Source organism: Acidobacteriota bacterium (assembly GCA_030949985.1).
Taxonomy (GTDB): Bacteria; Acidobacteriota; Polarisedimenticolia; order J045; family J045; genus JALTMS01.
Window position 1 is genome coordinate 1 of the sequence record JAUZRX010000118.1, and the last position, 23874, is coordinate 23874.

The 23874-nt window shown below is 66.8% G+C and carries 20 protein-coding genes; 2 read left to right on the forward strand and 18 right to left on the reverse strand.

Annotated features, from left to right (window positions below):
- The 7 genes from Q9Q40_15070 to mfd all read right to left on the reverse strand — a co-directional run.
- Positions 1-1769, reverse strand: a 1769-nt coding sequence (locus Q9Q40_15070) for a hypothetical protein (GenBank protein MDQ7008541.1), incomplete at its 3' end; no start/stop codon positions are given.
- Positions 1766-2017: a hypothetical protein gene (locus Q9Q40_15075; GenBank protein ID MDQ7008542.1), complete on the reverse strand. Its 252-nt coding sequence runs from the start codon at positions 2015-2017 to the stop codon at positions 1766-1768. The genes Q9Q40_15070 and Q9Q40_15075, both read right to left, overlap by 4 nt.
- A 449-nt stretch (positions 2018-2466) precedes the next feature.
- The gene (locus tag Q9Q40_15080) at positions 2467-2757 is read right to left on the reverse strand and encodes a hypothetical protein (protein ID MDQ7008543.1); all 291 of its coding nucleotides are present in this window, start codon (positions 2755-2757) and stop codon (positions 2467-2469) included.
- A 113-nt stretch (positions 2758-2870) separates the two neighbouring features.
- A complete protein-coding gene (locus Q9Q40_15085; GenBank protein MDQ7008544.1) occupies positions 2871-5462 on the reverse strand; it encodes an efflux RND transporter periplasmic adaptor subunit in 2592 nt (863 codons plus the stop codon).
- Positions 5463-5649: 187 nt separating this feature from the next.
- Positions 5650-6660 carry a peptidyl-prolyl cis-trans isomerase gene (locus Q9Q40_15090; GenBank protein MDQ7008545.1) on the reverse strand — a complete coding sequence of 337 codons (1011 nt, stop codon included), beginning with the start codon at positions 6658-6660 and terminating at the stop codon, positions 5650-5652.
- Positions 6661-6663: 3 nt separating this feature from the next.
- The gene (locus Q9Q40_15095; protein ID MDQ7008546.1) at positions 6664-7581 is read right to left on the reverse strand and encodes a peptidyl-prolyl cis-trans isomerase; all 918 of its coding nucleotides are present in this window, start codon (positions 7579-7581) and stop codon (positions 6664-6666) included.
- On the reverse strand, positions 7581-11033 hold the full coding sequence (mfd, locus tag Q9Q40_15100; protein MDQ7008547.1) for a transcription-repair coupling factor: 3453 nt from the start codon (positions 11031-11033) through the stop codon (positions 7581-7583). The genes Q9Q40_15095 and mfd overlap by 1 nt, the downstream gene beginning before the upstream one ends.
- A gap of 344 nt (positions 11034-11377) precedes the next feature.
- On the opposite strand from mfd, the gene Q9Q40_15105 reads away from it, so the two are divergent.
- Positions 11378-11908, forward strand: coding sequence for a hypothetical protein (locus Q9Q40_15105; protein MDQ7008548.1), 531 nt, complete (start codon positions 11378-11380; stop codon positions 11906-11908).
- 159 nt (positions 11909-12067) lie between these two features.
- On the opposite strand, the gene Q9Q40_15110 is transcribed toward Q9Q40_15105, so the two are convergent.
- The 9 genes from Q9Q40_15110 to Q9Q40_15150 all read right to left on the reverse strand — a co-directional run bounded on the left by Q9Q40_15110 (position 12068) and on the right by Q9Q40_15150 (position 20582).
- Entirely contained in the window at positions 12068-12862 is a 795-nt protein-coding gene (locus tag Q9Q40_15110) for a lysophospholipid acyltransferase family protein (GenBank protein MDQ7008549.1), read from the reverse strand.
- Between the two features lie 21 nt (positions 12863-12883).
- Positions 12884-14122: an ABC transporter permease gene (locus Q9Q40_15115; GenBank protein MDQ7008550.1), complete on the reverse strand. Its 1239-nt coding sequence runs from the start codon at positions 14120-14122 to the stop codon at positions 12884-12886.
- On the reverse strand, positions 14122-15336 hold the full coding sequence (locus Q9Q40_15120; protein MDQ7008551.1) for an efflux RND transporter periplasmic adaptor subunit: 1215 nt from the start codon (positions 15334-15336) through the stop codon (positions 14122-14124). Before Q9Q40_15120 ends, Q9Q40_15115 begins: the two co-directional genes overlap by 1 nt.
- Positions 15323-16543 carry an efflux RND transporter periplasmic adaptor subunit gene (locus Q9Q40_15125; protein ID MDQ7008552.1) on the reverse strand — a complete coding sequence of 407 codons (1221 nt, stop codon included), beginning with the start codon at positions 16541-16543 and terminating at the stop codon, positions 15323-15325. Before Q9Q40_15125 ends, Q9Q40_15120 begins: the two co-directional genes overlap by 14 nt.
- Positions 16540-17550, reverse strand: a complete 1011-nt coding sequence (locus Q9Q40_15130; GenBank protein MDQ7008553.1) for an efflux RND transporter periplasmic adaptor subunit — start codon at positions 17548-17550, stop codon at positions 16540-16542. Before Q9Q40_15130 ends, Q9Q40_15125 begins: the two co-directional genes overlap by 4 nt.
- The gene (locus tag Q9Q40_15135; protein MDQ7008554.1) at positions 17540-18253 is read right to left on the reverse strand and encodes an ABC transporter ATP-binding protein; all 714 of its coding nucleotides are present in this window, start codon (positions 18251-18253) and stop codon (positions 17540-17542) included. Before Q9Q40_15135 ends, Q9Q40_15130 begins: the two co-directional genes overlap by 11 nt.
- A gap of 139 nt (positions 18254-18392) precedes the next feature.
- Complete coding sequence (locus Q9Q40_15140; protein MDQ7008555.1) at positions 18393-18923, reverse strand: GNAT family N-acetyltransferase; 531 nt, start codon at positions 18921-18923, stop codon at positions 18393-18395.
- Entirely contained in the window at positions 18923-19411 is a 489-nt protein-coding gene (gene rfaE2 / locus Q9Q40_15145; protein MDQ7008556.1) for a D-glycero-beta-D-manno-heptose 1-phosphate adenylyltransferase, read from the reverse strand. The genes Q9Q40_15140 and rfaE2 overlap by 1 nt, the downstream gene beginning before the upstream one ends.
- Before the next feature lies 1 nt (position 19412).
- Positions 19413-20582: an ABC transporter substrate-binding protein gene (locus tag Q9Q40_15150; GenBank protein ID MDQ7008557.1), complete on the reverse strand. Its 1170-nt coding sequence runs from the start codon at positions 20580-20582 to the stop codon at positions 19413-19415.
- Between the two features lie 333 nt (positions 20583-20915).
- Here Q9Q40_15150 and Q9Q40_15155 point away from each other — a divergent pair, with 333 nt between their 5' ends.
- Complete coding sequence (locus Q9Q40_15155; protein MDQ7008558.1) at positions 20916-21803, forward strand: zinc ABC transporter substrate-binding protein; 888 nt, start codon at positions 20916-20918, stop codon at positions 21801-21803.
- On the opposite strand, the gene Q9Q40_15160 is transcribed toward Q9Q40_15155, so the two are convergent.
- Positions 21791-23416, reverse strand: coding sequence for a hypothetical protein (locus Q9Q40_15160; protein ID MDQ7008559.1), 1626 nt, complete (start codon positions 23414-23416; stop codon positions 21791-21793). The genes Q9Q40_15155 and Q9Q40_15160 overlap by 13 nt on opposite strands.
- Positions 23413-23874, reverse strand: a 462-nt coding sequence (locus Q9Q40_15165; GenBank protein MDQ7008560.1) for a cytochrome c3 family protein, incomplete at its 5' end; no start/stop codon positions are given. The genes Q9Q40_15165 and Q9Q40_15160, both read right to left, overlap by 4 nt.

The window sequence follows — 23874 nt, forward strand, 5'->3', positions numbered from 1 at the left end:
GGCCGCGTGCCCACCCACTGGCTCGCCACCACGCCAGGTAGCCAGGCATCGATCAGTTGCTGGGACGCCGAGCAAGCGTTGCCCGGCGAGGACTCGTTGTCGATGGCGTAGTCGGTGTGGGCGACTTTTTCCCAGTTTCCAACGCCGTTGCCACTGAAAACGGTCGTCTCGTAGCGACCGTGGAATCCGCTGCCATCCCACGTCGCCCAATCCTCAAAGCTTCGCTCCACGACCGTCGGTGTTCCAGCTACCGAATCATCGAGGTAGGTTGTCTTTTCGTTGACGAGCACTGCGTAGCCGACACCCGTGCACTTCGTTCCCTGTTGCTCGGGATCGTCCATGTAGCGCTGCTCCCACGTCTTCTCCACCTTCTTGACGAGTTTGCGCGAGCCATCGTCGGCCACCGCGTAGTACAGCTCTCTCAGGGGTTTGCCGAAGTACGCGGTATCCTGTGGACCAGCGCTGTTGCCAGCCAAGTACTGGTGCTTCCTGCTGGAAGTGTCATAGATGATTTCCGTTCGATTCCCCGCCGGATCTACCATCGACGATGTCGAGTTGTAGTATTCGGCGCGAACCAGGCAGAACTGGGGCTGACCCACGTTGCAATCATCCAGGACATCATCATCCGTACTGACAGCCATCAGCCATGGTGGCTCGACGTTGGCGAAACTCCAGACTCTGTAGTTTCCAGGATCCGTGTTGGACTCGTCCCCATCCAGGAACTCCTCCTTCTTTTCCACACCAGTGAACCTGGTGGACAGGTACCTGTTGCGTATCGCGCAGCTACATTCCTGGCCCTGGTTGTTGGGCGAAAGAGAGAGTTTGCGCCATCGTTGGTAGTAGCTTTTCCAGCTCAGTCTCACCAACTTACCCGAAGGATAGTGAATCCTCTCCAACCTCCCGCCCCAGTCGTTGCCGCCATTCTCACTCGCCTCGCTGTTGGATGGATCGCTATCTGCGTATTCATAGAGCAGTCCGTATCCCTCCGGCGTCGTAACCTTGCGCAAGAGATCGACAGGCTGGATCCATGTCGGAGCTTCGGCACCCGGCGGCGAGCTGGGCTTCCCCCCCCGGACGGTAAGATTCTTTCGCTCGTACTCGAAGTCGAAACACGACTCCGCCAGTTGGCCTCCGCTTCCGTCAGGCGATCCTGGAAAGCAGATTTGAGTGACGTGGCCGTAGTCGATTGCGCTGCTGTCGAGACCCATGCTCACCGTCACGGCCCTCTGCCTGCCACCGCTGCCTTCGTGAGAATCCGTAACACGCTTGATCACATAGTCGAAAGGAGCGTCCTGATACGTCACGTCCACATAAGCAGCCGGCTCACCGCCCACTTGCTCTCGACCGCGAATCCGCGTCACGTAATAGCCGATCTTGTCGCGGTCGTACTCATACACTGGATCTTCTGCCGTCCCTCCTACAGGATCTGTGGACGGAAGGCCCTCGATGAAGTAGGGGCGATCATCGGCACAGTTCGCCGTCGTGTTGATCTCGACAAACGCTTGTCCATCCACGTGGTGCTGCAATTCGAGGACCCGACCATCCGCCAGCCAGATCTCCCACCACGCAGCCGTTCCCTGGGGCCCGCCGCCGGTAGAGTGGAAGGCTGCTCGCTCGAGTCCACCGTCTCTCGTGTAGTGATAACCGTCTCCACCCGGAAAGAGAATGTGATCTGCCCCGTCAGGAGAAACGTAGGCCCACTGTCCGGGGACCCCTGGCGTGCCGTCGCAGGTCCTGAAGTCCTTGCAGAAGGCGCGGTCCTTCTTCACGATTTTGCCCAGGTGAAACTCCCACCCGAGGCCATCGCGTTGCGGCGGGGAATGGACAGGTAGGTATGAGTCTCGCTGGTTTCGCCATTGTCGGTGCAGTTGCTCAACTTGCATTGCCACGACTTGTCGCTGTAGATGCTGGAATTGTAGACGCGGCTGAGCTGTAGGGTGAGGCCCCCATCCACTGGCCTGCCGAAACCGACCTGCTCGCTGAGGCTCATGGTGAAATGGAAGTTGAAAGCGTCCACTTCCGAGCCGCCCACAGCGTAATAGAGATGATCCCTCTGGTACCCCTTCGTGCTGTTGACGAACTGTTTACCGACGCCGGCATTGTAGCCCTCGGTCTGCGATGCCGCCCCCAGGGCGTCAGGAATGCAGGCGCAGATCAGCGCCAGACAGACAGACAGACAGACAGACAGAATCTACCCTGAACGAGCGGGCCATGGCGAGCATCTTTCCCCCAGGACGGCACCCCGTCTACCGACCCGCGCCCCGCGTTGCATCCCGCCCCCGGGCGACTGCACCCCGTTGCGGCGCCCCTCGTCGGTGAGGTGCGCTCCTCCCAGGCCAGCACACTGAGAACACCCATATGCATAGCAAAGCGGAGGAGAGTTGTTGTGAAGGGCAAGAAGGACTCAAACGCAGTAGAAAGGCCCGAGGCACCGGCAGGCGCCCCGGGCCCCGTGACGTGCAACGACTAGCGGTTGGCCAGCATATCGCGGATGAGGCCGGCGGTGGAGTCGGGGATCACCAGGTCATCGGTGAGGGTGAAGGTGTCCCGCACGGAGGCGATGCTGTTACCGGTGTCCAGGCTGTTGAAGGCCGAGGTGGCACCCGGGACGTCCACGTTGCCGTCCTGGTCGACGAGCTGGTTGAAGACGGCGCCGACTTCCTCGTCGGCCGCGGCCAGGCTGCTCAGAAACGAGAACAGTCCCACGCTGGGCGCGATCCGCGCCTCGAGTTCTTCCACTTTGAGCTTGCGCTTCATACCCTTTTCCTCCTACAGGCCGTCTGCGGCCCGGGTCGTCGGATCTTGCGATCCTTGCCTTGCAACTTCCCGCATCGGGCGTGAGTGCGGGGTCTGACAAATCGCCTTTCTGTTCATAGCAGCGAGGGATGGATCAGCCGGCGCACGCGCCGGGAGACCAGCGTGCCGATGGTTCGCAGGCCGCCATCGATGTGGGCCGCTCCGGTCATGCCGGGGCGCAGCAGGCCCTGAGGGTCGTCCACCGAGCAGCGCACCTGGAAGGTCGCCCGACCGTGGACGTCCCGCCCGGCCACCGCGGCGATGGACTGCACCGTCCCGGCGAAGGCGTGGTCGGGAAAGGCCGCCAGGGCCAGCCGCACCTTCTGCCCCACGGCGATGTCGCCGATTTCGCTCTCCGGCACTTCCACATCGGCCACCAGGCTCCGGTCGTCGCCGATCTCGAGCACCGTGCCGCCGGCGGGGATGCGCTCGCCGATCCGCGTGTCGAGGGCCGCACTGAGCACCAGGCCCGCCATGGGCGCCCGCAGGGTGCAGGCCTCGATCCGCCGCTGGATCTCCTCGGCCTTGGCCTCCAGGCGCTGCACCTCCGCCGCCGCCGCCTCCACCTCTTCGGGGCGCGCCCCTTTCTCCACCAAGCGCAACTGCTCACGGGCGGTACGCAGCGAAATCTCCGCGATGGCCAGCTCCTTGGCCGCCTGCTCGAAGAAGTCCGTCGCCACCAGCCCCTCCGAGCGCAGGCGTTCGAGGCGTGCCTGGCGCGAGCGCCGGTGAGCCAGCTCCGCCTCGGCGGCCTTGACTGCCTCCCGGGCCTGGATCACCTCCTCCTTGCGCGGGCCCCGCATCAGCAGGGCGTGGCGGGAGCGGGCCCGGTCGATCTCCGAGCGCACCATCTCCAGCTCTGAGCGCAGCTCGCTGGGGTCGAGGCGGGCCACCGGCGCGCCGGCAGCCACGCTCTCGCCCTCCCGCACCAGCACCTCGGCCAGGGTGCCGGCGAACTCCGGGCGCACGGCGGCCCGCAACCGGCTGTCCACCAGCGCCGGCCCCTCGACCCGCAGGGGCCAGGGCACGAAGGCCAGGGCGCCGACGATCACGGCCGCCACGCCTGCCCGCAGCACCCGGCCCCAACTCAGGGAAGCCCGTGCCGCGCCCAGCAACCGCAGCAACGGCCGTCGCAGCAGGGCCACCGCCGCCAGGGCCAGCAGCCACGGACCCCAGGAAGCTGACACGTGGCGGGACAAGGCCACCGCCCCGCCGGCCAGGGTCGCCAGAATCAGCGCCACGTAGAGCGAAGAAAGCAGTCCATAGAGCAACAGGAAGCCACGCGCCGGGGGCCGCTCCCTGGCGGGGTCGGGCTCGCACCGGCCGAACAACCCGCGGAGGGTGCGCCCGAGTTCCCCCACGGCCACCGAACGCAGGTTGGGAATGCCGCTGATGTCGGACAGGGCCCAGTAACCGTCGAGGCGGATCAGCGGGTTGAGGTTCATCAGCAGGCTCAAAGCGGCCACGCCGCCGACCAGCAGCACCGTGGCCTGTACCGGCCCCGGCGGCAGCACCCGCCAGAGCAGCAGCGTCACCGCCACCGCGCCCAGGTCGAAGAGCGGGCCGGCGATGGCCACCAGCAACCGCTGGCTCCGGCGGCGCAGCAGCCAGGCGCCGGAGACGTCCACGTACACCGCGGGCATGACAAAGAAGATCAGCATCACGCCCACCTCCCGCACCGGCACTCCCAGGTGCCGCGCCGCCAGACCGTGGGCCATCTCGTGGAAGACGGTCAGGCCCACCGCCCCACACAGCAGCACAAACACCCACACCCCCGGTGCCAGGGCGGGCACCGAGCCGAGGATCTCGGCGTGGTGCACCAGGGCGACCCAACCCGCCGCGGCCAGCAGGGCCGCGTAGACCAGGGCGAAACCCCGGGTCCAGAGAAAACCCAGCGGACGGGCCAGCGCCGCCAGCACGCCATCGGGATCTCCCAGGCGCCGGCGCAGGTAGAAGGGATTGAGCGGCCGCCGGGCGGGCCGGGGCGCCGGTGCCGACGGCGCGGTCGGGCCCGGCGGAAGCCGCTCCCCGGCGGGCGCAGCGTCTCCCTTGTCGAGCAGGCTGCGCAGGGCCGCGGCCCGACGATTGCGCGGGTTGAGGGCCAGCACCCCATCGAGGGCCTCCCGCGCCTGCGCCCCCCGCCCGGCGGCGAGGGCCTGCACCGCCGCGGCGAAGCGCTGTCGCTCGAGATCGGCCTCCTCCGCCGCGGCCCGGTCAGCACTGTCGCTCTTGCGGAAGCGCAAACCCTCCCGGGCCAGCACCCCGAGCACGCCGGCCGGAGCCGCCGCGTCGGGGAGAGGCGGGGTGCCGGGCCCGGCCTCCAGCAGGCCCGCCCGCTCCAGGTCCACCACGAAAGCCTCGATCTCGTGGGCCTCCCAGGACTCACCGGACCACAGCGAAACGTCCCGCCGAATCTCGTCAAGGCTGTTTTGGCCCGTCAGCCGGGAAAGCAGGAAGCGCTCGGTGTCACCAAAGCGGAAAAAGCGCTGGGCGGTGGGATCCTGGACCACCACGCCGGCGCCGCTTCCCTCCTGGGGAATCAGCACCAGTTCCCGCCGCAGTCGCGGGAAGCTTCTGCCGGCGGCAACGATGCCCCGGCTGCCGGCCATCGCTGGACGCGCCGATCCCCCACGACGCCTGTTGTGGCCCGAAGCGGCCTGAGGCACGCTCGTTTCCTCCGCACCGATGCCCGAATGCCACGGTGGGACCAGCAAGATCCGCGCCAGTTTGGAATCGACCGCCAAAGGTCACGAACGACGGGAGTTGTTCACCCGCTCCGCCGTCGCGCGTCCGGATGGAGGGATCCGAAAACGTCCGCACAATAACAAAATCGTCATCGCCGCTCCCAAAACCTCAGCGGATGACGATGCTCTCCCGCCAGGGCTCCGCAATGCGGTCGGCGTACTCCTTGCGCACCTCGATGGTGGCCGTGTCCCACAGGCCCTGGATGAACTCGCGGAAGGCCGGCTCGAACTTGGCGTTGCGGCAGGCCTCTTCACAGTTGCGGCGAGCCTGCTCGTAGGGAGTGACGCTGGCGTCGACCCGCTGTTCGACCTTGACGATGTGCCAGCCCCGGTCGGTGCGGAAGGGCCCGGCGATGCCCCCCACCTCCGCCCCGAGCACCGCCTCGGCCACCTCGGGCACCAGGTCCGCAGGATCCATCGGACCGATCCTGCCTCCGATGGCCTTCGACGGACTGTCGGAGAACTCCGCGACGAGCTTTTCGAAGTCCTCGCCCTCCCGGCCGCGGCGAGCGATTTCTTCGGCCTGCTCCCGGCGCGAGCCGTCCTGATCGTCCAGCACGATCTCCCGGAAGGTCACCTGTCCCCTGGCAGTGAACAGGTCCAGGTGCTCCTGGTAGTACTCCCGGGCCTCCTGGTCGCTGACCGATAGGGTCGAGCGCACTTGCTGATCGAGGACGAAATCCGGAGCCGCGGAAGAAACCAGCCGATCGAGCAGCTCATCGCGGGTGATGAAATACTGCTCGAGCAACTTGTCCAGGTCTTCGGTGGTCGCGATGTCCCGGCTCTTCATGAAGCGGTCGAGCAGATCCTGCTTGATCGAGTCCATGTCGAACAGTCGCTCCGCCTCCTGCACCATCAGCCGGTCCCAGATCATCCGCAGCAGAACCTGCTCTTTGATCTCCTTGATCTGCGCCGCCAGGTCGGCGCCGCCGCCCTGGTCCATGGCCTGCTTGATGGCCATCTGTTCGGTTTCCTGGAGATCGGAATAGAGAATGATGTCGTCGTTGATCCAGGCCACGATGTCCTGGACTTTCTCTTCGAGAACGAGCCCGCTCTGGGCCCGGACGGCCGCCGGCAACAGGGCGACGAGCAACAGGCCGATGGGGACGATACGTTTCATCTTTCAGGGCTCCTCGGGCGGCGCAGGCAGCGCCGGTGCGCGCACGCCTTCCTCCTCCGCTAGCTGTACCAGCCGCTGCCGGCGCAGGGACTCGAGCTTCTCCGTGAGCAGGCGCTGTTCGACCTCCTGCCTCTGGCGGACCCGGCCGGGGTCCCGCTCCCGGTTGCGGGCATCGACCTGGAAGAGATAGACCAGGTCTCCCACCTTCACCGGACGGGATATCTTGCCCTCCGGGAGGCGTTCGAGCACATCGGCCACCGGATCGGGCAGGCCCTCGAGGGGAACCTGCTGGATCGCCCCCCGGTCCGGAGTCAGGGACAACTCCCGGGCCACCGCATCGAAAGGCTCCTTGCCCCGGACCACCCGCCGGTAGACCGCCTTGGCCTCTTTCTCACCGGCCACGGCGATCTGCCGGTAGACGATGAGATCCCGCCGACGGTGCCGCTCGGGCCTCCCCAGCCGGGCGTCGACTTCTTCCGGCTCGATGGTGATCTCCGCGGCCAGGACCTGCTCGAGGTAGAGCTGGGCCAGCAGGCGGCGACGGGCCTCCCGCTCCAGCTCTTCGGCACTGCCCGCGGGCTCGAGGCCCTCGAGACGGGCCACCTCGGCGTTCAGCGCGGCGGCATCAACCTCGAAACCCGCCCGCTCGGCGGCCCGGGCCAGGAGCACTTCGGCGTAGAATTCCTCGTAGAGTTCCTTTTCGGCCTGGGCATCGATGGTGCCGGCCTGGACTCCCACCTCTCGCAGCAGGTAGCGCTCGAACTCGGGCCGGCCCAGCTCCCGCTCGCCCACGGCGAGCACCGGCGCTGCCCCCTCGTTGTCCGCCTCCTGGCGCGACGACGAGCAGCCCGCCGACACCAGGATCGCCGTGGCCAGCGCCAGCAGGCTCAGCAGGCGCTCCGACCCACGCCTGAAAATCATCACCGGGGATCCAGGCGTCGCAGCGCCAGTCGAGCCGCCGCGACGCGGTCGGCCACCTCGCCCGGCACCCGCAACTTGACGAGACCAGCCGCCGTCATCCGCACTCCCTCGTCCTCCCGCAAAAGCCCCACCAGTCGCTCCGCATCGAGACGCGGGCGGCTGCCGTAGCGCACCACGATACCGTCTCCCGCCCAGTCGATGGAAACCGCTCCCTGCCTCTGGGCCATCAGCCGCAACTCCGCAATCCGGAAGAGGGTCTCCGCCTCGGCGGGAAGCCGACCGTAGCGATCCTCGGTTTCCTCCCGCAGATCCTCGATCTCCGCCTCGCTCTCGGCGGCGCCCAGGCGCTTGTAGATCGCCAGCCGCTGCCCGGAGTCGGGAATCATCGTCTCGGGCAGGGAAGCCGCCAGCCCGAGGTTGATGGTCACCGGCTCGGGGGGCTGCTCGATGACCTCGCCCCGAAGTCGGCGCACCTCGTCCTCGAGCATCTGGTTGTACATCTCGAAGCCCACCGCCGCGATGTGCCCGGACTGGCGGGAGCCGAGAAACTCGCCGGCGCCTCGGATCTCGAGGTCCATCGCGGCGATGCGAAAGCCCGAACCCAGTTCGCTGAACTCCACCAGGGCCGACAACCGCGCCCGGGCCTCGCTGGTCAGCGATCGCTGGGAAGGCACCAGCAGGTAGGCGTAGGCCCGCTGGTCGCTGCGCCCCACCCGGCCCCGCATCTGGTAGAGCTGGCTGAGGCCGAAGCGATGAGCCTGGTCGATCAGGATGGTGTTGGCCCGGGGGATGTCGAGGCCGTTTTCCACGATGGAAGTCGCCACCAGCACCTGGGCCTGGCCGCGGATGAAGCGCAGCATCACCTCTTCGAGCCGACCCTCGCGCATCTGGCCGTGGGCGTGGCAGACCTCGGCTCCGGGCACCAGCTCGCGGATTTCCGCCGCCACCGCCTCGAGGCGGCGCACCTCCGGGTGGATGAAGAAGACCTGTCCCCCGCGGGACAGCTCGTTGCCGATCGCCGCGGCGATCAGGCTCGCCGAGCGGGGCGCCAGGTGGGTCTGGATCGCCAGGCGGTTGCGCGGGGGGGTCTCGATCACCGACAGGTCCCGCACGCCCGCCAGGGACATCTGCAGGGTGCGGGGAATCGGCGTGGCGCTCATGGACAGGGCGTGGACCCCCAGGCTCATGGCCTTGATCGCCTCCTTGTGCTTGACCCCGAAGCGCTGCTCCTCGTCGGTGATCAGCAACCCCAGCTTGCGGAATTCCACGTCCTTGCCCAGCAGTCGATGGGTGCCGACGAGAATGTCCACCCGTCCCGCCTTCGTCTCGGCGAGGATCTCGCGCACCCGCGCCGTGGGGACCAGGCGGGAGACCATCTCCACCCGCACCGGCCAGCCCGCCATGCGGGCGCGGAAGGTGGTCAGGTGCTGGAAGGCCAGCACGGTGGTGGGCACCAGCACCGCCACCTGCCAGCCCTCCTGCACCACCTGGAAGGCGGCCCTGAGCGCCACCTCGGTCTTACCGAAGCCCACGTCGCCGCAGAGCAGGCGATCCATCGGCTGGGGGCGAGCCAGGTCGGCCTTGATCTCCGCCAGGGAATGGCGCTGGTCATCGGTCAGGGCGTGGGGGAAGGCCGCCTCGAACTCTTCCTGCCAGGCGGTGGCGTCGGCAAAGGAGGGCGCGCGAATCGCCTGTCGGCGAGCGTAGAGTTCGAGCAGTTCGCCGGCGATGCGCTCGACTTCCCGGCGCACCCGGCGGCGGCGGCGCTGCCAGCCCTGGCCCCCGAGGCGATCGACGGGCACCAGGGCCCGCTCCCCGCCGGAATATTTCTGGATCAGGTCCAGGCGGGAGACCGGCACGAAGAGCTTGTCGCCCCCGGCATACTCCAGGGCCAGCAGCTCCTCGCCCTCGGGGGTGCGGCGCTGCAGGCCGGTGTAGCGGGCCACGCCGTGATCCACGTGGACCACCAGGTCTCCGGGGCTCAGGTCCCGCAGGTCCGAGACGAAGGCGCCGGCACTCTTGCGCCGAGCCACCCGCGGCGCCTGCAGCTCCGGGCCGAAGAGGTCGCTTTCGGCCAGCACCACAGCGCCGCCGGGATGCACCTCGAAACCCTCGTCGAGGCGCCCGGCGACGAGGACGACCTCGCCGGGGGTGGGAGCCGCGTCGTTGTCTTCATCGGCCCGGCGAGGCGCGAGTCCCGCCCCGGCGAGCACCTCGCCCAGGCGCTGCAGGCGGCCCGGCCCCTGGGCCACCAGCACCACGGGACGGCCCGCGCCACTCAGCTCGGCCACCAGCCCGGGCAAGGTGTCCAGTTCCCCGGCCAACACGCGCCCGCGGCGGGCGCCCAGGTCCAGGACCTGCCGGTGGGCATCGCGGGCCAGGGGCAGCTCCGCCAGTTCGAGAGGAGCGTCCAGATCGGCGTCGAGCTGCGACGGGGCCACGTAGAGTTGCTCGGGCGGGGGGATCGCCTCCAGGTCCGCCTCCTGGTGGGCCGCGTGCACTTCCTCCCAGACCCGTTCGAGGCACTCGCGGACCGCCTCCGGCTCCCAGACCACCAGGTCGGAGGGAACGAAGTCGAGGATCGGCACCAGGTCGTCGCGGTAAAGGGCGGCGGCCCCTTCGAGGCCCGCGAGGGTGCCTTCGGTCAGGCGGCCGAGGCCTTCCTCGGTGGGGGGCGCCTCGGCCAGCACGGCCCGAGCCCGGCCCACCAGGCGATCGAGCAGGGCATCGGCCTGCTCCGCACCGATGGGCGCCTCGCGAGCAGGGAGTCGGCGGAAGGCCTCGAGGCGGCCGGTGGTGCGCTGGGAGACGGGATCGAAGCGGCGCAGGGAGTCGATCTCGTCACCCCACAACTCCACTCGTACGGGCGCGTTCTCGTGGGGCGGCCAGATGTCGAAGAGCCCGCCGCGGCGGGCGAAGTCGCCAGGAGCGGTGACGACGTCCACCACCCGGTAGCCCGCTGCCACCACCGCCCGCGCCAGGGTGTCCAGGTCGACCCGGCCACCGAGGGGAAAGTCCTCGCCCCAGGCCTCGACGGTCTGCCGGCAGGGCACGCGGCCGAGCAGCGCCGCGGCGTCGAGAACGACGACGACGGGCCCGCCCTGCACCAGCCGGTCGAGGGTGGCGACCCGGGTGGCGGCCACGGCCGGGTGTCCCGGCAGACCTCGGTAGGGATCGGCGTCGAGGCGGGGCAGCCGCAGCACCTCTTGCCCGGGGGCTGCCAGGTGGCCGAGCTGCGCCGTGATGCGCCGCGCGTCCTGTTCACCGGGAACGACCAGCAGCAGAGGGCGTGGCCGGCCGGCGGCCAGTTCCGCCAGGGCCAGCAGACGCGCGGTGACCGAGCCCGCGCAGGCCCGCACCTTCCCCTCCCGACAGTCCAGGGCCCGCCGCAAGCGAGCCCGGCAACTCTCGTCCAGCAGCTCAGGAAACCACCCGGGAAGAAGCTCAGTCATCAGCAATCGCGACATTCTGCCAGAAGCCGAGAGCGGATCCCACGCCTGCCCTCCCCCTCGCGCGAGCGGCCGACGCGGACGGGTGGGGTCCCCGTGCAGCAGACTCGCCACTGTGAGCAAGCCACGTTGACCAGCATCGGTGGGGGAGTGTATTCTTCCATCAAATCATCATCATGATGTGGCGGCACGTCCGAGTCCCGGGGAGGAACCAAGAAATGAAACGAATCCTTTATCTGTCGTCGCCTCTGGCCATTGTCGTTGGAGCACTATCGCTGGCCGTTCTGGCCGCAGACGGAGACTGCAAGACGCTCAAGTGCTGATGGTCGGAGTACATCCAGAACCTGATGGACTGTTCGAATAACTTTATTCCCGGCAATGGGGAGCAATGGAAAGATGACGATCCCCGCTGGGCAATACTCGATGAATGCATTCTTGAAGCTGGCCTGCAAAGATCAGACTGTGTCGACTGCGTAGAGGACCCGGAGTGCTCGGGAGGAGGCGACCAGGCGAATTCCGTCGATCTCAACGGCGGCGCTCCAATGATCGTCGCGTTTCCTTTTGGATCACCATCTTCGTCACGTTTTCTCTTCAACATCCATACCGAACCCGGCGAGGAGGGGCAGTACACGCTCCATGTCGCCCATGGCCTGCCCGACAGATCGGATGGTACACCCGGTATCGAGCGCACTACGGGAACCGTCAGTATCAATGGCGTTGTGGTCGTCGATACCAGTGTCCTGAACGCATCGAGCCAGGATCTTGCCATTGGCGTGCAGCTTGGTCAGGGCAACAACACCATCGAGTTCGTGCTCAATCAGGCTCAGAACGATCCGGCTCCTCGCTCCTTCCTCTCGGCAATGCTGATTCAGGACTGAACAGAACTCGCTGCCCGACGCGTCAGCCGTGTCCAGGCAGCCTGACCTTCCCCACCCACCCATGAGGCCCGATCCCGGGTCCGCCCGAACCCCGCCCGTCCGCGTCGGCTGCGACTCTCGCAGAGCCGCCGCACGCGCAGGGCAGACCCACCGGTCAGCTCACCGAACCGTATCCAGCCCCCAGGATTCCAGATGCCGGCGAATGAAGTCGATCACCGCCTGCTGTTCCTCGTCGCCCCGAGCCCGCACGCGCAGCGGCTCACCGAAAGCGATGTGCACGGTCTTGCGCGGGTCGATGCGACCGAGATCCTTGATGAACCAGCGGGCCAGAGCCCAGGCATCGGTGCGCACCGCCACCGGAATCACCGGCACCCCCGCGCGAGCCGCCAGCTTGACGCCGATGCTGTTGAACTGGGAACGGTCGAAGACGGTGGTGCGGGTGGTCTGGGGGAAGACCACGATCGAGCGCCCCGCCTCGAGCCGGCGCATCCCGCCGCCGAGCATCGCTTTCAGGTCGGCCCGCGGGTTGGTGCGGGTGACGACGATCGGATCCCGCGAGCGCATCACGTGACAGAACACCGGGTAGCGCACGAGGGATTCCTTGACCACGAAGGTGATCGGCTTGAGGGGCTGCACGAAACCGGGCAGGACCACCGTCTCGCACATGCTCATGTGGTTGCCCACGAACACGCAGGGACCGTCGAGGTCACGGTAGTGGGAGATGCCCTGCACCTCGATCCGCACACCGGCGGCCTCCAGCGCGCGAATGGTGTGCACGCTGCTTTCGGCCCAGCGCGCGTCGTGATACTCCCCCCGCTTGGCCTCCCGTGAAGACCGGAAGACGATCGGCATGAAACGGCTGTAGAAGGCCAGGGTCGGAGAGATCCGTGCCAGCGGGCCGAGGTTCTGCGGCGGCGAGGCGTAACCGTCGCCCCTGAGATCGAGACTGTCCATCGGCGGAATTGTAGCGTGGAATCAGGTGCTCCGGCTCAGGGCCTCGATGGGGTCGAGGCGTGACGCCTTTTCAGCGGGGTAGATGCCGAAGACCAGGCCCGTCAGGGCGCAGACCGTGAAGGCCACCGCCGGTGCCGTCAGCGACCAGGCGAAGGGCCAGCCCGAGAACGTGGAGATACCCCAGGCCAGCACGAAGCCCAGCACCACCCCGGCCAGCCCACCGGCGAGGGAAACCGTCAACGCCTCGATCAGGAACTGGCGCCGGATGTCCGCCCGGCGGGCGCCGATGGCACGGCGGATGCCGATCTCTCGAGTTCGCTCCACCACGGTGGCGAGCATGATGTTCATGATGCCGATGCCGCCGACGAGCAGCGAAATGCCGGCGATGGAAGCCATGACGATGTCGAAGATGCGCTGGGTGCGGCGGTGCTGTTCGAGCAGGTCTTCGGGGACGACGATGCGGTAGTCGTTGACACCCTGGTGCCGCACCTCGAGCAGACGCCGCACCGTGGCCGCCGCGGCACGAATGCCCGCACTGTCGTCGACCTGCAAGTGGATCGCGTCGAGTTCGTCTTCCATGGGTTTGAATCGAAAACGCTTGAGGGCCGTCTGCACGGGGATGTAGATGCGGTTTTCCGGGGAGTCCAGCTCGACCCCCTCGAACTCGTTCTTGGCCACGGCCCGAGGCGCTGCGACGCCGACCACCGTCAGCCAGACGTGATTGACCTTCAGGCGCTGGCCCACCGCGGAAGCCGACCCGAACAGGTCGCGGGCCACCCGCGCACCGATCACCGCCACCTGGGCATAACGGCGATCTTCGGCGGCGGAAAAGACCCGACCGTCGGCCAGGCGCACGTGGGTCATGTCGAAGTGGGAGGGCGAGACGCCGAAGACCGCCGCTTCGCTGCGGCCCTGGGGCGAGAAGATACCGTAGACGCTGATCTCCTTGATCGCCGTGTGGGCCACCACCTGGGGCAGGGTCTCGAGAGCCATCTCCAGGTCGCGCAGGTTGAGGCCCAGGGAGTCTTCACGGACCTCTTTGAGGCGTTCTTCCGGCTGCGGGATCGCCTCGATGATAATGTTGCGCAGGCCGAGGGAGTCGATCATCTCCAGCGCCTGGCGGCGGGCCCCCTGGCCGATAGAAAGCATACTGATCACGGCTCCCACCCCGAAGATCATGCCCAGCAGGGTCAGCGCCGTGCGCAGCTTGTGGTGCGCGAATTCCTCGACGGCCTGGCGAATGCCCGTGCCCCAGTCCATCAGCCCTCTCCTTGCGTGGAAGGCTCGCTCAGGGCTATCACCTCACCTCCCGTCAGCCCACGCACCACCACCGTGCGGCTCAGGCTGCGCCTGCCGGTCTCCACCTCGCGCCGCTCGAAGCCGTCGCCCTGCTGGACCCAGACCCAGCTCTTGCCGGCCTTCTGGAACAGAGCCTGATTGGGGATCGAGACCACGTCGCTCTCCCGGGCGACGAAGATCGAGGCGAGCACCTGGCTGCGGGGTTTCATCGTCGCCTGGTCCGTCTGATCCAGTTCGATGGTCAGCTCGAAGTACTTCACCGGCGATTCCGACTCGATGGGATTCGCGATGGGCTGCACCGACTTGACCGTGCCCGGATAGCGCAGATCCGGATGCGCATCGAGGGCGATGCTCACCTCCAGGCCTTCGGCCAGACCCGCCGCCTCCGATTCGAGAACGTGCAGCTTGGCCTCCATGCGAGTCAGGTCGGGCAGTTCTCCAAGGGCGCCGCCGCCCCAAACCGTGTTGCCCACCGACATTTTCTCGCCCCTCCAGTTGGTCTTCCGGAAAAACACTCCGGCGTGGGGAGCACGCACTTCGAGGGACCGGCGGGCCTCCTCGAACTGGGTCAAGCGAACCTGCTGGGTCTTGCGCTGGAGACGCAAGATTTCCATCTCGGCCTCGGCCCGTTGCACGTAGCGTGCGATCTTCGACCGGGCCAGCTCGATTTTCGTCTCGAGCAGTTCCAGGTCGACCTGGGCGTCGATGATCTCGTTACGTGAAAACAGGGACTCGTCCCGTGGAGCATAGGACTCGGCGTCACGCTTTTCTTGCTCGAGCAGGAGCAGCGAGGCTTCAACGGCGGTCTTTTCTTTTTCCAGCGCCTTCTGTTTGGCCTCGAGCTGAAAGTCCACCTTGCGGATCGCGTCCTTCGCCTTGCGGATCCAACGCAGGATGGTCTCACCATCGAGACGGGCGATCAGGTCACCCTCTGCCACCGTGGTGCCGTCATCGAGCAGATAGACCACCCGCTGCCGGCCGGGCAAACGGGAGGGCACCTCGATCGGTGTGCTCCTGGCCGCCTCCAACTCTCCGAAACCCTTGATTTCGATCTCGAAAACGCCCGGCTGGACCTCGAAGGTTGGAATGGATGCCGACGGACGCGTGCCCGAGCAGCCGGCGGCTGTGAGCACGACCGGCAATAGCACCCCGGCCAGCCACTCAACCCTGATCATCGCGCACCTTCACCAGGTCTCCGGGCTCGAGCCCGGAATCGACGACGACCTTACCCTGCCAGCGGGCGCCGAGCCTCACCCGCACCTTCTCGCTGCGGCGCGCTCCACCACGCCGTACCTCGACCCAGGCGCCGTCGTCGGTGTGCCTGACGGCTTGTTCCGACACCTGGATCACGGGTCCCGGAGTGGGCACGAGGATCTTGAGACTCGCCGCCATGCCCGGACGCATCAGTTCGGTGTCGGGGTCGTCGATCTCGATGATCGCGTCGAAGACCTTGGAGGGAATATCCTTGGACTTGGTACGGAACAGACGCCCGAGGCGACGAATGCGGCCCGAGAAAAGCCGATCCGGCGCCGCGTCGAGGCGAATCTCGACCCGCTGCCCTTCCGCGACGTAACCCGCGTCGGCTTCGGCCACTTCGGCCGCCACCTGCATGTGGGTCAGGTCGGCCAACTCGAGGATCGGGCGGCCGCGCCAGACCGTCTCCCCGACCTTCGGCTTGTCGCCTCTCCAGTTGGGGACCAGCACCACGTAACCCGCCCGTTCGGCGCCGACTTCGAGGCGTTTCAAGTCTTCGCGGATACGGGTCACGGCCTGTTCGAGTTCCTTGACCTTCCGCTCGGCCGTCGCCAGGCGCAACCGCCGGCTCTTCTCCTGCAAGGCCACCGCCTGCTCGGCCAGTTCCAGGCGACGGGCGGCCAGCCGAGCGTCGATCCGGAGCTTCTCCACCTCGATCCCCGTCCGAAGATTCTCGGGGACATCGAGTTCCCGCTCCAGGCGCGCCAGCTTGGCCCGGGCCTGGGCGACTTCCAGCACGCGACGATCATACTCGTCCTGCAGCGCCAGCCGGTCTTTTTCGAGTTCCTTACGCGATGTGTCGAGTTCGGAGGTCTTGACTTCCAGTCGCTCGCGCAAGCGGCGCCCATCGAAAGTCAAAAGCCGATCGCCGGCGGCGACCTCCTTGCCCTCTTCGATCATGGAGGTAATGGTGAACTCCCACATGTAGCGTACCGAGGGACAGCCCACCAGCAGGGAATCGGCCGATTGCAGCTCGCCGCCCGCGCTGATACGCCGGACGAAGGACTCGCGCCGTACCTCTTCCCAGCGCCCGCTGTCGTCGAACAGGCCGAACCCGCTGCTCCAGGCGACGGCCAGCGCAGCGAGAAGGACCGCACCACCGAGAGCGAGGGCCCGCAAGCGGTTCATGGCGCCTCCTCCCCGGGCGGAAGCAACTCGCACTGCACACTCATCCCCGGCTTCATCACGGCAGGGTCCACCTGGTCGAGACGCAAGGTGACGGGGAAGTACGGAGCCTTGCCCCACAGGGCGCGTTTTTCTCCGCTCACGCCGATGGTCACCACCCGGGCGCTGAATTCCCGGTCGGGAAAAGCGTCGAGACGGACCCGCGCCCGCTGACCGGGGAAGATGCCCGGCAGATCGACCTCCAACGCCCAGGCGTGGACTTCGAGGGTATCGAGGTCGGGGATGCTGGCGATGGTGAAACCGAACTGCACCTGGTCGCCTTCCTGGAACTTGCGCCCCCACCAGGGATGCTCGCCGTAAACCACGATGCCGGGCCGGTGGGCGCGCAACACCAGATTGTCGAGAATCGTCTCGTAACGGGCGATCTCTTCTTCCAGGTCGGCGATCTCGATCTGATCGGTGGCCTCGGTGGCCAGCCGCGCCGCCTCACTGACCATCAGCGCCATGCGCGCCGCATCGAGTTCATCCTTCTTTTTGCGCAGTTCGAGCTGACGGGCGCGGTAGTCCTTACCCTCGAGCACCTGCTCGGGAACCGCCGCATCGAGCCTGGCCTTTTCGTAGTCGGCCTCGGCCCTGGCCAACTCGAGCTGCTTGTCGAGGCGGTCGAGTTGAGCCTGGGCCTGGTGGAGCGCGACCTCCTGGCGCTTTTTCTGCAAACGGTCCTGTCGATCGATCAGGCTGTCACGGGTGTCTCCGGGGTCGAGGCGGGCCACGGCGTCTTTCGGCCCCACCTCGCTTCCCTCTTCGATCAGCCAGACCAACTTGATCTGCCAGCGCGCCGACTCCGGAACTCGAAAATACTCGGCCGTGGCGGCGACCAGGCTGCCGCTGAGGATCCATCCTTCCGGCCGCTGCAACGGTGTCCGGGCAGGTGCCGCGGCACCCGCCAGCACCAGCAGCGCCCCACCCGTCACCGCCAACAACCGGCGCAGCTTCACCTCAACCGTCACGATGTTGCTCCTCGACGATGCGGCCGTCTCTCATGTGCAGCACACGATGGGCCCGGTCCGCGATATCGGGATCGTGGGTCACCATGGCGATGGTATGCCCCTGCCGGTTGAGCCGGGCGAAGAGTTCGAGGATTTCAAGGGAGGTCTCGCTGTCCAGGTTGCCGGTGGGTTCATCGGCCAACAGCAGGGCCGGCTCGCGGGCCAGGGCGCGGGCAATGGCCACACGCTGCCGCTGACCGCCGGAAAGCTGATCGGGGCGATGGGATGAGCGAGCACCCAGGCCGACGTTCTCGAGCAGGGCCGCGGCGCGCTCCCGCCGCCGAACGACGGGAACCCGGCCGTAGACCAGGGGCAACTCCACGTTCTCGAGAGCCGTAAGGCGGGGGAGAAGATTGAACGACTGAAAGATGAAACCAATACGCTCGTTCCGAATCGCGGCCAGGGCGTCGTCATCGAGGTGCGAAACGTCTCGCCCGCCCAGGCTGTAGCGGCCGCTGGTGGGCGTGTCGAGACAGCCGATCAGGTTCATCAGAGTGGACTTACCCGATCCCGAGGGCCCCATGATGGCGATGAATTCCCCCGAGGCGACGTGGAAGGTTGCGTTGTCGACGGCACGGATCTCCTCGTCGCCCATGTGGTAGATCCGGGTGATCCCCGTCATTTCGATGACCGGCCGCGCCGAGGCCCCGCTTGCGGTGCTCACAGACCGTTTCCCCCATGCTCTTCGGGATCGCCAGTGAAGGTTTCCTCACCCACCGTTACGCCGGCAGGCGATGGACCGTCTAGCAGTCCATCGATAAAGTCTCTTCGATACGCAAAGCCGACCGGAACCGGCACCGCCTTCAGGAATGCCCGGAATCAGCGGGTCCGCCCCGGGGATCGCGTTTCATGACCAGGTGGCCGTCGCGGAAGAAGGCCGGATCCTCGCGGGTGACACGAAACCCACGGCTGCTGTAAAGGCCGATGGCCGGACGATTATCATGTCGTACCTGCAGCCAGATCCGCCGCCCGGACCGGTCGGCGTCGGCGAGGATCCGATCGAGCAGCCAACCGCCGACCCCCAAACCTCGATAAGGACGGCGCACCCGCATGGTGTGCAGCAGGAGGTCGTCGCCCCGGGGGTGGAGCATCAGGCCCCCCAGGGCACGGTGACGATGCACAGCGAGCCAGGTGTGCTCGAGGGTGCGGTCCAGGTTCCGGCGCGCGGCGAAATCACCATAGACCTGGCGCCACGCACCCCGGGGATCCTCGTCGGCCCGCAGAATGCGCAAGGCCGGAACGATATGACGTCGCCCCCAGTATCTCCAGGGCCGGCTGCGCTCGGCGATCTGCGCCAGGCGCGAGAGCGCTCGCTGGGGCGATACGGGCGGCATCAACCGAACCGGCTCCGAACCCGCTCGATGATGGCGGAGGTGGAAAGCCCGTCCACCACCGGGATGCGCTCGACACGCCCGCCCCACTGCCGCACCTCGGCCGCGCCGACGATCTGGTCGGCGGCCCAGTCGGCTCCCTTGGCCAGCACATCGGGATGCAAAGCCAGGATCACCTTCAGCGGCGTGTCCTCATCGAAGAGGACCACCCGGTCCACGCACTCCAGGGCCGCGAGCAACTCGGCTCGCTCGTGCTCGGGCACGAGAGGGCGGGTGGCCCCCTTCAAACGGCGCACCGAGGCATCGGAGTTCAGGGCGACCACCAGGGCGTCGGCAGTGGCGCGGGCCGCGGTGAGCAGCCTCACGTGACCCGCGTGAAGCAGGTCGAAGCAGCCGTTGGTCAGGCAGACACGAAGCCCCCGTCGGCGCAAGGTCTCGCGCCACGCTCGAAGCTCGTCGAGGGCACTCGCCCCGCCGCCTTGCGCGTCCACCCTACTGCTTGAAGATTTCCTGGCCCAGGCGGGCCTCCTTGAATTTTTCGAAGGGAACCACCTCGCCGCCCAACACGGCGAAAAGACTCGGCGCCCGGACCACGTCGCCGTTCTGATCAAACTGGATGTTGCCGGTCACACCCTTGTAGGAAATCCGAGCCAGCTCACCGGCGATCGCCGAGCTGTCGATGACCGGGGTCTGGTTCATCGCGGCGGCCACCACCCGCACCGCGTCGTAAGCATGAGCGGCGAAAGTGTCCGGGTCTTCCTGGTAGCGTTGGCGGTACTTGTCGACGAAGGAGCAGGTGTCGGGATCGGTCGACTCGCAGTCGAAGTAGACCTGGGGGAAGACGAAACCTTCCGCAGCCTCACCGGCCTTCTTGACGATCTCGCGAGTCACCGCGGAAGTCCCCAGCAAGGGCGGCCGGTCCCGCATGCCATGGAATTTCTTGAGCAGAATCGCCACATCGTCGACGTAGGCGGCGACATAGACGGCATCCGGCCGGATCTTCTGGATCTTCTTGATCAACTCGTCCGCCTTGGCTTCGTCCAGGGCCTTGAAGTCTTCCCGGAGCACGATCTCACGCACACCGGCTTCGTACTTTTTCGTAAAGACATCGGCGATGCCGCGACCGAAGGGGTCGTCGGAGGCGATGATCGCGATCTTGGTCCAGAACATGTCCCGGCAGAAATTGGCCATGCGGTATCCCTCGACGATATCCGAGGGATAGACCCGGTAGAACCACTCACCGCCCTCGGTACTCAGGCGGGGCGAGGAAGCCGAGGGACTGATCAGCAACACCCGGGTGCGGTTGATATCGGGAACCAGGGAGAGGGCCACACTGGACGTTCCCGGCCCGATGATCGCCGGCACACCCAGATCGACCAGTTCCTGCAACCCCACCTTGGCCTGGGGGGCGCTGGTATGGGTGTCTCGATACTCGACGAGGAGCTTGTGTCCTCCAGCCACGCCGCCGGCGGCGTTGATGTCTTCGATGGCGACTTCGATGCCCTGGTGAATCGTCCGCCCGTAGGACGCCGCGGGTCCGGTCTCGGGAATCAGCGCCCCGATGGTGATGGGCTTGGGATCACCGCAGGCGAACAGCAACGCCACGGCGACCAGAAGCAGAACCAGCGGACTGAGAGCGGAACGCGCGAATCGCGGTTTCACGGGTCACCTCCTTGGGGTTTGAGATCATACCTCAAGCGCTGGGGGCTAGCGAGTAATACCCTGTCATCCATGGACTTAACCCGCCGGACGGAAGTCCTCCGCCCCGGACTCGGCAGCGATACGCCGGCGCCGCGGGCCATCCGGCATGCATCTCCAGGGTTTCGGCCCTGAAAGCTCGTCCATCGGCGGCCGTCGACCGTCTCCGGCCCGCGGACGACAACCGGCGGCGATCCCCGACGCGGCTCGGGCGCCGAGGCTGTCCGCGCGGCGTTTTCCGGCGTAACCTGTGGCGCTGCTCGGCTTCGGCTCCCGACCGGCCAAGGAGGACTCGGCGTGCGAGTCGCGTGGTTCAAGCGATCGTCCCTGGCGCTCGTGCTGGCGCTGCTGGCAGGCGCCGCCTCGTGTGCCCCCCCGCGGACCGGGGAGGAGGGCTCCGGACCCCTGGTCTTCGTCAGCATTCTGCCGCAACGGTTCTTCGTCCAGCGCATTGCGGGCGATGGGGTCCGCTGCGAGGTTCTCGTCGGCCCCGGACAGAGCCCCGCAACCTACGAGCCGACCCCGAGACAAATGGCCGGCCTGGCCGACGCCGAACTTTGCCTGCTGATCGGTGTCCCCTTCGAATCCGCCTGGAAAAAGCGGATCGCCGACAGCAACCCCGACCTGGCCATCGTGGACTGTTCGGCCGGCCTGGCCGCCCCCCGGGGCCCGATCGCGGAGCGCGACCCCCACGTCTGGCTCGACCCCGTCCTGGCCCGGGACCTGGCTCGCTGTATCCACCAGCAGCTCATCGGGATCCTTCCCGGGCAACGGTCCCGGCTCGAACGCGGCCTCGCCGGGCTGTTGGCCGATCTCGATACACTGGATCGTGATCTCGAGCGCCTGCTCGAGCCCGTACGTGGCCGCCGGGTGCTGGTCTTTCATCCGAGCTGGGGCTACCTCACCCGTCGCTACGGCCTCGAGCAGGTGGCGGTCGAGAGCGAAGGCAAACACCCGGGACCCCGTCATATGGCGCGCATCATCGCCGAAGCCCGGCAGGCCGGGGTCAGGAGCATGCTCGCCCAGCAACAGTTCAGCCAGAAGGCCGCTCGCGCCGTGGCGGACGAAATCGGGGCCGGGGTCATCGCCGCCGACCCCCTGGCCGAGGACTATCTGGAGAACATGCGGCGAGTCGCGGGGATCCTGGTCGAAGCCGCCTACGAGGCGCCCTCTCAGAAGCGATAGACCACGCTCGCGTAGATCTGGTCGTTGCTCTCCCCCGCCCCTTGAGTTCGTTCCCAGGAAGTCAGCAGGAACCACGATCGGCCCAGTCCGAAATCCAGGTCGGCTCCATACCACCGCACCGAACGGTCGTCCTCGGCCACGATAAGCGAGCTTTCGTTGCGCACGCCGCCACTGATCTCGGCATGGGCCCGCCTGCCGATGTCCATGCCCGCGCTGAGAGAATGCAGCCATCCCTCGTTGCGGTCGTTGCCGTAGCGGGTGGAGCGGGTGCGCAGATCGATCTCCCATCGGGTCAAACGCCGAGCCCCGAAGGTGAAGCTGATGTTGTCCGAGCTTCCCGAGCCTCCGCCGCGGTTGACCCTCGTACTCAGCCCGACTCGATAGTTCTTCAGAAAATGCCAGTCACCGCCGATCCAAGCGCCCTGGCGATAACTGTCGTCGAACTCGGTCTCGGGAGTTTCGATGTCCCGGTAGAGCCGGATATGACGCCGGTTGTCGAATCCTCCATGGAGCGAAACGGCATCGGTCAAGCGATAGCGCACGCTGGCGTAGGTGCTCGATCGCGTCAGGGACGACCCCTCGGCCTGCCGGCGCCACCCCCGGTTGACATCGATCTCCTGCACCAGGTAGATCGACAGGCGCCGGGCCAGGTAGCGTCCCTGCAAATAACCGAACTCGCGATTGATCTCGCCCTGCTCGTAGGATCCGATCAAGCCGGTGGTGACACTCCAGCGCGTTGGACCATCGGGGTCGCTGCGATACTGGAAGAACGCGCCATGCTCGCGGACGGCGTTGGAATGGCCGAAGTCCCGCGGATCGGGCTGCGTACCGGTGAACGCTCCGGCCATCCAGCGCCGCTCGCGCCACCGGGCAAGAATTCCGTCGAAGATGCTCACGTTGGCCAGCGCCGTCGCGTACTGCCGGCCGACGCTGACCTCGAGCGGAGAAGCCTCGGGGGCCCACATCGCCGCCAGGCGGTAGACGCGACTGTAGCTGTCGTTTTCGGTCTGGCCCGAACTGAAAGTGTGGTGGGTGCGCCGCGTACGCACATCGATATTCATCCCGAAATCGGTGCCGAAGATCCTGCGCCCGTCGACCCGCAGGTCGAGGGCCGGCTGGGAAAAGCTACTGCCCGTCCCCGTCCGATCCCTCACCGACAGGTAACGCAACCCCACCCGGCCGCGCAGGCCCCATGGCCGAAGTCCACGTCCCTTTCGCCGCCGTTCGGACCGGGATTTCGACGTGACTGGAGGTCCCATGGAAATGGCGGGATCCGGTTCCGCGTCACGCAGTCGGGGGACGAATCGCACTTCGTCACCAACGACCACCTCGACTTCTCCCGAAACGATGCGACAGGAGGCCCGACGGGAGGAGAGCTCGTCCACCACCAGCCGGGCGACGATCGTACCGTCCCGGATCACTTCCAATACATCACCCTGGTCGATGCCGTCATTCCGTCCGGCGTCGATGTAAACCGTCGACGATGTGAGATAGGTTACCGAGGCGATCCGCTCGGGCAGGCCGTCACCGGCACGAGACGTCCCCGCCACGCCGAGGTACAGGGCGATGAGCAGCACGACGCCGACACCACGATGACGTACAAGCCACATCATTCCCTCCCGTCGGGATGACACTGGTAACAGGCCTGGGATTCGTAGCGATAACCCGAGATACCGCGATGTTTGTCATCCATCTTGCTCTGCCTGTGGGCATGACAGTCGAGGCATGAAAACTCCGCGTAGTTGCTGGAATCGAAGTGACAGTCGGAACAACGATCCCACTTGCCCCTGTGCTTGCCGGAGTAGATCGGAAAATAGCGCCCGTCGTGATCGAAATCGGCATCGTCCCAGCGGTTGGTGTTGTGACATTCCACACAATCCGTCGGGAATCCGGCTGCCTGGTGGTTCGGATCCGTCGTCCCCTCGTAGTCCTGGCGGTGGCACGAGTAACAGTCCGTCGGCTTGCCGCCGTACACCCCGTCCGCGTGGCAGGCGTCGCAGCTCAACCCGCGGTGCGCGCCGGTCAGGGGGAAGTCCGTCGCCTGGTGGTCGAAGTTCCCATGGCTCCAGTC